This is a genomic window from Clostridium aciditolerans, assembly GCF_016316925.1.
In the GTDB taxonomy this organism is placed as follows: Bacteria; Bacillota; Clostridia; order Clostridiales; family Clostridiaceae; genus Clostridium_AM; species Clostridium_AM aciditolerans.
The window spans coordinates 310,570-324,161 of record NZ_JAEEGB010000006.1; the positions used below are offsets into that span (position 1 = coordinate 310,570).

The 13,592-nt window shown below is 30.5% G+C and carries 12 protein-coding genes; 2 read left to right on the forward strand and 10 right to left on the reverse strand.

The features are described 5' to 3' along the window. The first annotated feature begins 14 nt into the window (after positions 1-14). The gene (locus I6U51_RS07070) at positions 15-701 is read left to right on the forward strand and encodes a response regulator transcription factor (RefSeq protein WP_211142007.1); all 687 of its coding nucleotides are present in this window, start codon (positions 15-17) and stop codon (positions 699-701) included. Positions 702-750: 49 nt separating this feature from the next. Here the strand turns inward: I6U51_RS07070 and I6U51_RS07075 are convergent, their stop codons facing one another. The 6 genes from I6U51_RS07075 to I6U51_RS07100 form a co-directional block, all read right to left on the reverse strand. Further along, positions 751-1,257 (reverse strand): PTS sugar transporter subunit IIA, encoded by a 507-nt coding sequence (locus tag I6U51_RS07075; protein ID WP_211142008.1) that lies wholly within the window; start codon positions 1,255-1,257, stop codon positions 751-753. Positions 1,258-1,484: 227 nt separating this feature from the next. Beyond that, positions 1,485-2,426, reverse strand: a complete 942-nt coding sequence (gene manA / locus I6U51_RS07080; protein WP_211141969.1) for a mannose-6-phosphate isomerase, class I — start codon at positions 2,424-2,426, stop codon at positions 1,485-1,487. Between the two features lie 108 nt (positions 2,427-2,534). Continuing rightward, entirely contained in the window at positions 2,535-4,508 is a 1,974-nt protein-coding gene (locus tag I6U51_RS07085) for an endonuclease MutS2 (RefSeq protein WP_211141970.1), read from the reverse strand. A gap of 613 nt (positions 4,509-5,121) precedes the next feature. Next, a complete protein-coding gene (locus tag I6U51_RS07090; RefSeq protein WP_211141971.1) occupies positions 5,122-6,561 on the reverse strand; it encodes an NAD(P)/FAD-dependent oxidoreductase in 1,440 nt (479 codons plus the stop codon). Between the two features lie 222 nt (positions 6,562-6,783). Next, positions 6,784-7,137 carry an MmcQ/YjbR family DNA-binding protein gene (locus I6U51_RS07095; protein WP_211141972.1) on the reverse strand — a complete coding sequence of 118 codons (354 nt, stop codon included), beginning with the start codon at positions 7,135-7,137 and terminating at the stop codon, positions 6,784-6,786. Positions 7,138-7,496: 359 nt separating this feature from the next. Beyond that, positions 7,497-7,979 carry a hypothetical protein gene (locus tag I6U51_RS07100; protein ID WP_211141973.1) on the reverse strand — a complete coding sequence of 161 codons (483 nt, stop codon included), beginning with the start codon at positions 7,977-7,979 and terminating at the stop codon, positions 7,497-7,499. A 249-nt stretch (positions 7,980-8,228) separates the two neighbouring features. Here I6U51_RS07100 and lexA point away from each other — a divergent pair, with 249 nt between their 5' ends. Next, a complete protein-coding gene (gene lexA, locus I6U51_RS07105; RefSeq protein ID WP_178909703.1) occupies positions 8,229-8,837 on the forward strand; it encodes a transcriptional repressor LexA in 609 nt (202 codons plus the stop codon). 123 nt (positions 8,838-8,960) lie between these two features. On the opposite strand, the gene I6U51_RS07110 is transcribed toward lexA, so the two are convergent. The 4 genes from I6U51_RS07110 to mutL form a co-directional block, all read right to left on the reverse strand. Then, complete coding sequence (locus I6U51_RS07110; protein ID WP_211141974.1) at positions 8,961-10,244, reverse strand: methionine gamma-lyase family protein; 1,284 nt, start codon at positions 10,242-10,244, stop codon at positions 8,961-8,963. A gap of 130 nt (positions 10,245-10,374) precedes the next feature. Then, entirely contained in the window at positions 10,375-10,620 is a 246-nt protein-coding gene (gene hfq / locus I6U51_RS07115) for an RNA chaperone Hfq (protein ID WP_178909705.1), read from the reverse strand. Between the two features lie 66 nt (positions 10,621-10,686). Further along, entirely contained in the window at positions 10,687-11,625 is a 939-nt protein-coding gene (gene miaA, locus I6U51_RS07120; protein WP_211141975.1) for a tRNA (adenosine(37)-N6)-dimethylallyltransferase MiaA, read from the reverse strand. A 14-nt stretch (positions 11,626-11,639) separates the two neighbouring features. Further along, positions 11,640-13,580: a DNA mismatch repair endonuclease MutL gene (mutL, locus tag I6U51_RS07125; RefSeq protein WP_211141976.1), complete on the reverse strand. Its 1,941-nt coding sequence runs from the start codon at positions 13,578-13,580 to the stop codon at positions 11,640-11,642. Positions 13,581-13,592 lie beyond the last annotated feature (12 nt).

Consider the following 13,592-nt stretch of genomic DNA (forward strand, 5'->3'; position numbering starts at 1 on the left):
AGGGAACGGTTTTGATGAAACAGGTTTTGATAATTGAAGATGACAACAATATTGCTGAATTAGAAAGAGATTACCTTCAACTAAATGGATATAAAGTTGATATAGAACAAGATGGATTGTCAGGCTTAAAAAAAGCTCTACTAGGTATTTACGATGTTATAGTAGTAGACTTAATGCTGCCTAGTAAGGATGGCTATGAAATAGTGAAGGAAGTCAGAGATAAGTTTGAAATTCCTATTATAATTGTGTCTGCCAAAAATGATGATATAGATAAAATAAGAGGTTTGGGCTTTGGTGCAGATGATTACTTGACTAAACCCTTCAGCCCTGCTGAATTAGTTGCAAGAATAAGATCCCACATAATAAGGTATGAACGTCTTTCTGGTAAAAAATCCGCTACAGGGATTATAAGTCACAAGGCTATAGAAATTAGAACGCATTCTCATAAAGTATTTGTAAATGGTAAAGAGGTTATACTTACAACAAAAGAGTACGAGTTGTTAGTCTTTCTAGCTTCAAATCCCAATATTGTTTTTAGTAAAGATCAACTTTTCAATACTATTTGGGCAGAGGATTATTGCGGAGATACAGCAACTGTAGCAGTCCATATACAAAAGATTAGAAAGAAGATAGAAAAAGATTCTGGAAGTCCTGAATACATTGAAACTATATGGGGTACAGGGTATAGATTTAATTCATAATTAAAGAGGATAATCTAAACGATTTATCCTCTAACACTATAGATCCTTTCTATAATGCTTTCTCCTCTAACTCATTTAAAATGTTTATACTAGCACTTTTATCATTTTTTAGTTTTTCAAAAAATTCACTGTCATTCATTTGCTTGTATAAATTCTTTATTATGTTTTTCATTTTAACTTTATCGCATTCACTTATACAAAGCATAAATACAAATTTCACATATTCCTTATGCCATTTTGTTGGATGTTCTAATACTGTTAAAGCAATACAAGATTCCTTAACATTTTCTGCTTCTCCATGAGGAATAGCTATTTCCATTCCAACTTCTGTGGCCATCAAGTTTTCTCTTGATATTACATCATTAACAAAATCTTCATTTATATATTGTTTTTCTAGCAAAACTCTGCACATATCATAAATAATTTCTTCCCTATTGTTAAATCTCTTACTTCTATAGAAAATCTCCTTCTTTATATACCTTCTTTTTTCCCCTTCTATCTCATTAAAGTTATGCTCAATATATTGTTCTATCTTCTTTATTTTTTGCTTTAATATCTAGCTCTACTAAATCAATTTCAATTAGTTTTTTCATAATTTGAACTCCTTCTTTAACTATATTTTTGATGTCTGTTTTCCCGTAATGCTATAAGGCTAATTTAAAATGTTAGTACCACAATAATGTGGTAAAATTTTTATTTGATAACTAACCGCTTCTAATACTTCCTTTACAAAAAAATGATTCAAAGCTATTTTAATAGCCTTGAATCATTTTTTATTGGATACTATATACTTGAAACAATAAAAGATATCTCTCCATTGATTTCAAAATCATTGTAACCAAATGGTATTACGAAGTTATCACCTTTTTTAATTTCTTCTCCATCTAAAGTTCCTTTTCCCTCTATGACAGTAACTAGTGAAAATAATGCTTTGTGATTAATGCGAGCTTTATCCTTCACATCAAATTTTACAGTGTTAAAATACTCAGAGTTAACATAATGAGTCTTTACATACCCATCTTTCTTTTCAATTATTGATTTTACATTATTCTCGTCTCCAAAAGGTACTTTGATTACATCTATAGCTTTTTCTACATGTAGTTCTCTTTTTTCACTAGTGTTTTCATCTACTCTATCATAATCATATACTCGATATGTTAAGTCTGAAGATTGTTGTATTTCATATATTAAAGTATTCTTGCATATGGCATGCACTGTTCCTGAAGGTATATAAAAGAAGTCTCCTTTTTTTATAGGCTTAAATGTTAATAATTCCTTCCACTTTCCTTCTTCAATGTAATTAACTAATTCTTCTTTTGTATTTGCATTATGACCATATTCTAAAACTGTATCTTCATTGCAATCTATAATATACCAAGCCTCTGTTTTCCCCAACTGGCCATTTTCCTTTGAATATGCATATTCATCATTTGGATGAACTTGTATTGATAAGTCATTAGATGCGTCTATCAATTTAACTAATAAAGGAAACTCTTTATTTTTTATGTTTCCAAAATGTTCTCTATGGTTTTCATATAGCCATGATAATGTTTTTCCTTTGAACTCTCCATTTTTTATTATACAGTCTCCATTTTTATGTGCTGAAATAGCCCAACATTCCCCTGTTTTATCTGTTGGTATATCATATCCAAAATATTCTTTTAGTTTTCTTCCTCCCCAGACTCTGTACTTAAAAACAGGTTCTAATCTAACAATTTCCTTCATATCTTGCTCCTCCTATAATCTAAAATATATTCAGTTACACTACTATTCTATTTTTCTATTCTTTATTAAATCATGTTTTTAAAGTGTTAGCAAATTATTTCATTATATTTACTCTTCCTCCTTTTTCAACTCAATTTTCATACCTTCAACGTGTTTTCTCTCCATAACATGTTTTTTCTTTCTATTCTCTTTGCTTTCAAATATGATATCAAAATCATAATCTTCAGGATACAATTCCTTTTTATCAATATACAACGAAAGCCTTTTATGGTTTATTTTAAGTTTTTTCTTCATCACCATAACTCCCACTTCGCCTTTGCTGTTTTCAAGTTCGCATACAATACCTTTACAATTCATAGTACTTATATAAACACAATCTCCTATTTTAAATCTTGACTCTTTCCTACTCTTTTCTAGGATTGCTTTCTTAGATGCTAAATCCCTAGTCTCCTTTATTTTGTTTTCATGAATTTCTTTTAACTCATCAACTTTATTTTTAAATTCTAAGTCTATAATGTCCTTAGAATTTACATAGCTAGAATAATTCTTTTGTTCTTTATAAGTAACCTTATGCGCTTTTTCTATAATTTCTTTTCTCATGCCAAGTCTTAAAGCTATTAAAAAAGCATTACTCTCTCCTGCTTTACCTATTTTTAATTTATATAAAGGTTTCAGAGTATTTATATCAAATTCCATACATCCATTTTTAAAACCTTCTTGATTTTCTGCATAATACTTTATTTCGCTATAATGGGTTGTAGCTAATATAGTTGCTCCCTTATCGTATATATCTTGAAGCACTGCTACTGCTATTCCCATACCTTCTCCTGGATCTGTTCCTGCCCCAACTTCATCTAATATAACAAGGGTATGAGGATCAGCACATTCTATTATAGATATAATGTTTCTTATATGGGACGAAAAAGTGCTAAGAGATTGTTCAATACTTTGACCATCACCTATATCCACTAAAATATCATAAAATGTAGCAAACTCGCTTCCTTCCTCTACAGGTACATGAAGCCCTGACTGAACCATCATGGTAAGAAGTCCTACTGTTTTTAGAGCTACTGTTTTTCCACCTGTATTAGGACCTGTAATTACAAGGCTTCTATAATCATTTCCAATAGTAAAGTTTAAAGGCACAGCGCTTCTTCCTATAAGAGGATGCTTTCCACCTTTTATATTTATATACTTGTTTTCATTTATCTTTACCGATCTTCCATCTATAGCTTTACTATACTTTGCTTTAGCCATAATAAAATCGTAATGAACCATAGTTTCAATATTTATTGATAGTTCTCTTTCATAGCCTTCTACCATAACAGTTAATGTTGAAAGTATTCTGTATACTTCATTTTCCTCTTGGATTCTTAATAAATTTAATTCGTCTTGTACCTTCTTAACCTCAGCAGGTTCCAGAAACACTGTAGATCCACTTCCAGAACTATCTAAAACATTTCCTTGTATTTCTTTTTTATATTCACTTTTTATAGGTATTACATATCTACCATTCCTCATACTTATAAGGTTATCCTGAAGAAATTTACGATAATTGGAGTTCTTTAGGACATTTTCAAGTTTAGTTTTAACTCTATCTTCAGCTATGGCTATCTTCTTTCTAATTCTCGATAGTTCTGTACTTGCTTTATCAATAACATTATTTCTATATATACATCTTTCTATTTCTTCTTCTAGCTCTTTAAGTTCATATATTGATTGTGCATAGCTGCTAACAACAGGTGCAACTACAACTTTATCTTCCATGAATCTTTTAAGCCTGACTCCCTCCTTTAAAAGTTCATATATTGCCGTAAATTCTTCCGGATTAAGTACCGCCCCTTTACCTAGTTTAGACATGATCTTTTCAATATTAGTTAAGCTATGAATTGGTACACTGGAACTTCTATTTACAATAGCTCTGGATTCTGTTGTTTCTCTCATCCAGTTTTCTATTTCTCTAATGTTTGCCGAAGGTTCTAGTTTTCTTATAATTTCCTTAGCAGGCTCTGAAATAGCATATTCACAAATTATCTCCTTTATTTTGTTATATTCTAATATTTCAATAGTATTATTATTCAATTTTTATTCCTCCTAATTTTATTAATTTTTTCTATGTCTAATTGATATTAATATCCTGGAATGCAGACAAATCTTATATTATTTACTCTTCATTTTATTAAAATAAGATTCCTACACTTGACATAAACATCACTCCTTACTAAAGTTAAACGCAAAAAGGCTGCAAATGAACATGGGTTCACCTGCAGCCTAAAAATGTATCATCAAAAAGGTAAAGATATCCTGTAAAGGGCATAAAAATACCGTGCTGAAAGCACGGTATACCACTTCCAAGTATATCCTATTGATTTTATCTGCTTCCCTGTTCTTAACTAATCATCCAAAAGAATTGCAATGCAAACAAACCTGATTAAATCAGATTATTTAACAACTTCTTCTAGACGAACTATTCAATTAGTTAGTTAAGAACAACCTCTATCATAAAACATACTCCTTTTTTGATACATTTAAATATCTAATCACATTATACAGTTAATATCTAAACTCTTAATGCTATTTTAGTTTAACAACCTTATTAGGTTATCTACATTATATTTTAAATTTATGGCCTTTGCAATAGCTTTTATCGAACTTTTGTAACATTTTTACTAAATTACAATATTATCCATTAACCTTACTTCATTCCCATAATATCAACTCTTTTTACTCTATTATGAAGATCAGAAGATTTAACACCTCTTTGAGAAACTTCCTCTTCTTTTATGTTTAAAGTTTTTGCAATTAAAGCTCTTACTCTTGGACCACAGAAAGCTCCTTGACACATTCCCATTCCAGCTCTTGTACGTCTTTTAATAGCATCAATAGATTTTATTTTAATGCCTCTTTCTAATGCATCTACAATCTCCTCTTCGGTAACTTTTTCACATCTACATATCATATGCTTATCTGGTTCCTTTGAATTAACATCTCCATCAAAATTTTCATTTTTTTTAATTATAATAGGTTTTCTATAAGACTTAAAATCTTTCTTTTCTTCCAAATTTAATTCTGAATTTTTAAGTATATCTAATACCTTTTTAGCAATAGCAGGTGAAGATGTCAACCCCGGAGAATCGCCTGTTACATTTAGGAATCCTTTTACTTTTGTTTCTTCTACTATAAAGTCTTTTCTTGTATTAGTGGGTCTAACTCCAGCAAAGGAAGTTAAAGCTTTTTTCATATCAAAACTACTTACAGATTTTCTTGCTGTTTCAACAATAGCTTTAAGAGAATCTTCGTCTGTAGATACGTCTTCCCTATGTGTCACCTGCTGGGCATCCGGCCCTATCATAAGGTTACCGTGATAGGTGGTAGTTACTAATATTCCTTTACCTTTTTCTGTTGGCACCTGAAAGATTACTCTTTTCACCAAATAAGATTGGTCTTTATTGAATATAACATATTCTCCTTTTCTCGGAATAATGTTAAAATCATCTACTCCTATCATTCTTGAAATCCTATCACTGTGAACACCTGATGCATTTATAATATATTTACTTTCAAATGCTCCTTTATTAGTTGTAACCTTAAAGGTACTTTCTAGCTTTTCTATAGCTGTAACTTCATGATTTAATTTTAATTCCACACCATTTTCCAAAGCATTTTCAACTAAAGCTATAGTAAACTCATAGGGAGAACATATTCCTGAATCTTTGCAGTATAGGGCCCATTTTACTTCTTTGCTTAAATATGGTTCCATTTTTCTCACTTCAGTACCATCTATTATTTCCAATCCGCCTACACCATTGACAGTGCCATCTCTATAAAGATTCTCCAAGTGCTCCTTCTCATCATCAGAAAAAGCGATTACTAAAGAGCCAGTTTCTCTGTAGCCAAAATTTAATTCTTTTTCAAGCTGTTCAAACATTCTGTTTCCTTTTACACAAAGTTCAGCTTTTAAAGTACCAGGCTCGTCTGAATATCCACCATGTACTATACCACTATTGGCTTTAGATGAGCCACAGCTCACATCTTCCTCCTTTTCAAGAATACAAATATCAAGATTGTACTTTGAAAGTTCTCTGGCAATGTTAGCACCTATTACTCCAGCACCAACTATTATTACATCATACATCGAAATCCCTCCATTCTTGTAATTAAGTTTTTACAAAATTATAGGGTTACACCTCTTAAACTTATAATGCCATTAAATATTATGTATAAATAACGTGATATTGTTAGTTGATAATTTGTATTATTTAATAACATTATACTTATTATAGCATATAATCTAAATATTTTGTAAATTATAATTACTAAATAGAGGTAAATTAAAATATAAGTGAAATTAGAACTTTTATTTTAATATCTCTTCCCTTTCCTTTTTCTTAAGCCCTTTGAATACTAAATCGTAGGAAATATCAATAAGCATTTTTATAGTTTTATCATCTATTGAACCATTTATTTTTACAGTATTCCAATGTGTCTTATTCATATGATATCCAGGCTTTATTGCATTATATTCTCTTCTTAGGTCTTGAGACATAATAGGATCACATTTTAAATTTACCTTTAAATCTTTTTCATTAATATTTGTAAGTGCAAACATTTTACTGCCAACTTTAAGTACTAATGTTTCATCATCAAAAGGAAAGTCTTCATAAACCCCTTTCTTATTTAAACAATAATTTTTTAACTCCTGTAAATCCATTATCTATACCACTCCTATATTATAATCCTTATTCAAAGAATATTTTACCATATGTTTAACTGTTACTAGCCCTCAACCTTCTACAATTAAGCAGACATACAAAATCTGTGATTTTAATATTGTCGCTTACTCATTCGACGATAGGAGAAGGAGTTTCATATATTAATAGTAATTCAGAATCTTATAACTATCTTTAGCTAGACTAATCTCATGAATTAGTCTAGCTAAAAGTAAAACTGACACCGTATAAAAAACGACGTCAGCTTTTATATCTTCAGCAATATTTATTACTTTTATCTATCCTATTTGTAGATATTTGCTTCTTATTTTTTAGAATGTTAACATAAGTGTTACTTAATTTAATTATAGTCGTTTCTTCCTTTAAACCTAATAAATCCAGGAAATTCCTCAGAAGTTAATTCTTTAAGTTTATCCTCATCTTCTAGTAATTCATTTAATCCATCTATATCGTCAATATATTCTATATTATCATTCCAAACATCTTCGTCCTCTTTTTCTTTAATAACCTCATAATCATCTATATATTCATCATACAACTCTTCCCTTTGTTCAAACTCCTCTTCAACTTCTTTCATATCATTCTCAGACGTCGTTGGAGCAACAAATTCCTTATTATTTTCTAACTCAATCTTAGCTTCTTTTGAGTCTAAATCATCCTCAATAATTTCATCAATTTTTATGGCTTTCATATCGTACCCTTCCATCTCTAGGCACTTACCGCAGTTATTACACTTTTTATTTGCATTTAAATCGCATTTTTCACATTCTCCACAATCATTGCAACTCTTTTTATTACTAAATATACAAACTTCTCTCTTCATAGTTACTTCCTTTCTAAATGAACAATATGTAAAAATAGTCTACATACTATTATACATTATCTAATTAAAAATCCAAGCTTTAGATTTGTAAATAATCTTGTATACATAAGTGTATAGGATTACAATTTCTAAGCTCAGCCTCTAAGTTAATTATTTCCAAAATTCATATTTATAATACAGAACATAAGTTTGATATTTAGCATTCTATATGATATAATTCAAGATAACTAAATTAAAGAGGTGCATTTTATGGCGGAACACAAAAGCAATAAACAACTTGAAATTTATGAATATATAAAAAATCAAATCAAAGAAAAAGGATATCCACCATCAGTCAGAGAAATTGGTGCCGCTGTTGGATTGAAATCTACATCTACAGTTCACGGTCACCTTGAAAGACTTGAAAAGAAAGGTCTTATTAAAAGAGATGCTACCAAACCGAGAACTATTGAAGTTATAGAAAACTCTGCGAATAGAAAAGAAATAATAAACATTCCTATAATAGGAACTATAACTGCTGGTTCTCCTATTTTAGCTATTGAAAATATAGAAGACATATTTCCACTTCCTATAGATTATGTAAAAAGCAACAAAGAGCTTTTTATGTTAAAGGTAAGTGGTGAAAGTATGATTGAAGCTGGTATACTGGATGGCGACTTGTCTATAATTGAAAAGGCAAACTCTGCGCAAAATGGCGACATAGTTGTTGCTCTAATAGAAAACGAAGCAACACTAAAAAGGTTCTTTAAAGAAAAAGATCATATAAGACTTCAGCCTGAAAACAAAAATATGGATCCAATTATTGTACCAGACTGTCAAGTTATTGGGAAGCTTGTTGGTATATATAGACAATATTAAAATAATGCGTCGAATAACTTATGAATTAAAGTTATTCGACGCATTATTTTTCACAAGGCAGTTGACAGTGGACAATTGGCAGTGAAGGTGAGTTTTCTTCCTTACGTCAGAAAACTAATATATTTACCCTATAACCTTAGATAAAGCAATAAGTATACCTATTTTAGCATGGTCAAAGGTAAGTCCACCTTGAAGATATGCTATATAAGGTTCTCTTATCGGAGCATCCGCCGAAAGTTCTATAGAAGAACCTTGTATAAATGCACCTGCAGCCATTATTACTTGATCTGTATATCCTGGCATATCCCATGGTTCACATTGAACAAAGGAGTCAATAGGAGATCCAAGTTGTATACCCTTACAGAAATTTATAAGCTTTTCTTTATCATTAAACTTAATTGCTTGAATTATATCACTTCTCTTATCCGTATATTTAGGAAGAACTTCAAACCCAGCAAGCTCCATTATTCTCGCACAGAAAAGAGCTCCCTTTACAGCTTCAATTGCAACCTGCGGCGCAAGAAATAATCCTTGGTATAAAAGCCTCATAACTCCAAAAGTTGAGCCGCACTCTCCTCCAATGCCAGGAACAGTTAATCTATATGAAGCTTGAGTAACATACTCTTCTTTTCCTGCTATGTATCCCCCTGTTGGCGCTATTCCTCCACCTATATTTTTGATTAGAGATCCAGCTACTAAGTCTGCTCCTACATCTGTAGGTTCTTGAGTATCTAAAAACTCTCCATAACAGTTGTCTACAAAACATATTACCTCTGGTCTTATATTTTTAACAAAATTAATGATTTCTTTTATATCTGAAATTAATAAAGCCTTTCTCCAGCCATAACCAGTTGATCTCTGTATATGAACTAGCTTGATGCTTTTATCACTTTCAAGCTCAACCTTAATTTTATCGAAATTAAAACCGCCATCTGATGTTAAATCTATTTGCTTGTAATTTACACCGTACTCTCTTAATGAACCAATATTTTTTTTATCACTGATACCTATGACATTGTGTAGTGTGTCATATGGAGTGCCACAAATTGATATCATTGTATCTCCAGGTCTTAGATTACCAAATAGCGCTGCCCCTAATGCATGAGTTCCATTTACAAAATGAGGTCTTACTAAAGCACTTTCACAATTAAAAACTCTTGCATAAACTTTATCTAAGGAGTCTCTTCCTATATCACCATACCCATAACCTGATGAATTGGTAAAATGTGAATCGCTTATTCTTTCAGCTTGAAGTGCGCTTAAAACCTTTAATTGGTTATATTCTCTTATTTCATCATAGATTGCAAACTGCTCTTTTATATCATCTATAGCTTGTTCATAAAGTTCAATTGTTCTATCACTTATACTATAAGTTTTACTAAGTTGTTTTTTCGTTAAATCTATCATTTTAAATAAAAACCTCCTGAATTTTATCCTGACCTGCCATTGCATATGATACCTCAAGTCTCATCATGTGCGAATAACACATTGTTTATATTAACATATAAAAAAAGAATAGGCAATTATAAGCCTATTCTTAAGTATCACTTTCTGAAACATTGTTATTAAATAAAACTGGCTTTGAAGGTGTAATAGTAGAAATTGCATGTTTATATACCATCATTTGTTTACCATCACAATCTAATATCACTGTAAAGCTATCAAAACCTTTTACATTTCCTTTGATTTGAAATCCATTTGCTAAGTGTATTGTAACAAAGGTTCTATTCTTTCTTGCTCCATTTAAAAATATATCTTGTAGATTGTTTGCTGTTTTACTCATATTCTTCACCCTCCACAACTTTTAATTATATTAATTCTATAAATATTATAAAATTCCTTTTATATTTTACGAATTCTTTAATGAAAGAAATTTTCCTGTTATATATTCCACTATCTCATTCTCATCATTAAATTCATCTTTATCTATCCATATAACTCTGTCATCTTTCCTAAACCATGTAAGCTGTCTTTTAGCATAGTTTCTACTTCCTTTTTTGATGAGATAAATAGCTTCATCAAGAGATATATTGCCATCTAAGTAATGCAGTATTTCCTTATAGCCAATTCCCTTCATCGACTGCATATCTGCAGTACATCCCATGTCTTTTAGTTTCTTAACCTCATCTATAAGTCCATTTTCAATCATAATATCCACTCTTCTATTTATTCTGTCATATAATTTATCTCTATCCATATTTAGAACAAAGTAATAAACATTGTATGGTATATCATAAATGTCATTTTCTAAATTAAACTGACTTATAGTTTTTCCTGTAAGTTTAAATACTTCCAAAGCTCTTATAACCCTCTTTAAGTCATTTGGAAATAATCTATTATAAGACTCTAAATCAACATCTTTTAGTAAGTTGTGTACATATTCTTTTCCATTGATTTCAGCCATACTTTGCAAGTACTCTCTATATTCTTCATCTACAGAGGCCTCTGTAAAATCATAATTATAAATTAAAGAATTTATATAGAGGCCGGTTCCTCCAACTAGCATCGGAAGTCTTTGTATTTCATCTATCTTATCAATTGCTTGCTTTGCCATTTTTTTAAATTCAGAGACGTTAAAACTTTCTTCAGGCTCTACGATATCTATAAGATAATGTGGTGTCCCCTGCATTTCTTCTTTGGTAATTTTAGCTGAACCTATATCCATATGTTTATATATCTGCATAGAATCAGCTGATATTATTTCTCCATTAAGCCTCTTAGCTAATTTTATAGAGATATCTGTTTTTCCAACAGCTGTAGGGCCTGCAAGTATAAATAAGTCTTTCATAAAATCCCCCTTTATCACTGTATTCTCTTAAATCTTTTTTCTAATTCATTTAATGTAAATTTCATTATGGTCGGTCTTCCATGGGGGCAAGTAAAAGGATCCTCAATAAATCTTAAATCCTCGGTAAGGGTTTTCATCTCTATACTTGACAAACTATCATTAGCTTTTACTGCAGATTTACATGCAAGTTTAGCTATAGAATTATACTTAATTTCCCAGGTCTGCCCAGATCCCATATTTTTTAAATTATCTAGCATATCCATAAATAAATTTTTAATATCCGGTTTACCTAATATAAGAGGTACTTCTCTTATACTTATGGTATTTTCTCCAAAGACTTCGATATTAAAACCAGACTTTTTAAATATATCACTATTTTCTAAATAATAATCGTAATCTTCTGGTGTAAGCTCAATAACTGCTGGAGTTATAAGAACCTGTGACATAACTTTGTTTTCTTGTATACTTTTTTTATATTTTTCAAACAGTATCTTTTCATGTGCTGCATGCTGATCTATTAAATATAAGTTGTCTGAAGCTTCTGCAAGAATATATGTGCTTCGGAATTGCCCAATTATAGTAAGAGCTGGGAACTTTGCGATCTTTTCTTCCTTTAATTCTTCCCCTGTTCCTATATTCTCTTTCAAATTGCTTTGCTCACTTAATCCTTCATTACTATTAATATCAAGTGACGTATTTTGCTTTGATACTTCACTTTCCTTTATACTATCAGCTGCATTATAACTTAATTCTTTTAAATCATTTTTTCCATTACTTAAAGAGTTATTTTCTTGATTGCACTCATAGTTTTTATTATTGCCATAATTTTCAACTTTATAATTACTTTCATTAAAAGTATTTAAGTCTATTGGCAATTGGATGGTGCTGATTTCTTTCTTTATATAATTTGATTCCTCATCCTTTTCTCTAATCTCATCGTCAAAAGGTATATCAAAAGAATTTCTTAAGCTATTTCTTAGAGCTTCATGAACCGCATCAAAAGTTAACTTAAAAATTCCTCTATCATCCCTAAATTTTATTTCTGATTTTGTGGGGTGCACATTTACATCAATAAACTCTGGGAATATATCTAAAAAAACCACAAAAAAGGGATATTTATTAACAGTCAAAAAGGATTTAAATGCATTTTCTACTGCCGCAGTAATAAGCTTACTCTTAATATATCTCTTGTTTACAAATATACTTTGATTATTTCTGCTTCCTCTACTTATCTCTGCATTACCAATAAATCCATGAATGGAAGATATATCTGAATGTTTCTCAAAAGCTATAATATTATCAGATATTGATTTACCATATACCGCTCTTATAGCATCCGTTAATTTGCCTGTTCCATATGTATTTAAAACCTTTTTCCCATTATTAAAAAGCTTAAAAGAAACGTCAGGATTAGCCAATGCAAGTCTGTTAAGTATATCCGATATATAAGCCGCTTCTCTACTGGATGACTTCAAAAACTTCTTTCTTGCAGGAACATTAAAGAATAAATCTTTTATTTCTATAGTTGTGCCTACATTACAGCCTGCATCTTTAATATAATCTAAAACACCGCCATTTATGGAAGTTTCCTTTCCATAATCATACTCTTCAGTTCGACTTTTTAAAACAGTATTTGAAACTGCAGCAATACTGGCTAAAGCCTCTCCTCTAAATCCCATAGTATTTATAGAGTATATATCGTTGATGGAATTTATTTTGCTTGTTGCATGAGGCATAAAAGCCTTTTCTATATCTTCTGGATGAATACCATGGCCATCATCTAAGACTTTAATACTTTTCTGACCGCCATCTTCTATTTCTACAGTTATATTTTTAGCTTCTGAGTCTATACTGTTTTCAATTAGTTCTTTTACAACAGAAGAAGGACGTTCCACCACTTCACCAGCAGCTATTTTATTAGAAGTTTCTATATCTAATATATTAATTCTCTTCAAATAATCACCTTC

What these genes read in the sequence shown, in the direction of transcription:
- I6U51_RS07090 (WP_211141971.1), bottom strand. Translation starts at nt 6,561, where the DNA reads ATGTATGATGTAATAATAGTTGGTGCTGGAGTAATAGGTGCTAACATT.
- I6U51_RS07095 (WP_211141972.1), bottom strand. Translation starts at nt 7,137, where the DNA reads ATGGATTTACAGGAGTTAAAAAATTATTGTTTAAATAAGAAAGGGGTT.
- miaA (WP_211141975.1), bottom strand. Translation starts at nt 11,625, where the DNA reads ATGAAAGACTTATTTATACTTGCAGGCCCTACAGCTGTTGGAAAAACA.
- hfq (WP_178909705.1), bottom strand. Translation starts at nt 10,620, where the DNA reads ATGAGTAAAACAGCAAACAATCTACAAGATATATTTTTAAATGGAGCA.
- I6U51_RS07070 (WP_211142007.1), top strand. Translation starts at nt 15, where the DNA reads ATGAAACAGGTTTTGATAATTGAAGATGACAACAATATTGCTGAATTA.
- manA (WP_211141969.1), bottom strand. Translation starts at nt 2,426, where the DNA reads ATGAAGGAAATTGTTAGATTAGAACCTGTTTTTAAGTACAGAGTCTGG.
- I6U51_RS07100 (WP_211141973.1), bottom strand. Translation starts at nt 7,979, where the DNA reads ATGAAGAGAGAAGTTTGTATATTTAGTAATAAAAAGAGTTGCAATGAT.
- I6U51_RS07110 (WP_211141974.1), bottom strand. Translation starts at nt 10,244, where the DNA reads ATGATAGATTTAACGAAAAAACAACTTAGTAAAACTTATAGTATAAGT.
- lexA (WP_178909703.1), top strand. Translation starts at nt 8,229, where the DNA reads ATGGCGGAACACAAAAGCAATAAACAACTTGAAATTTATGAATATATA.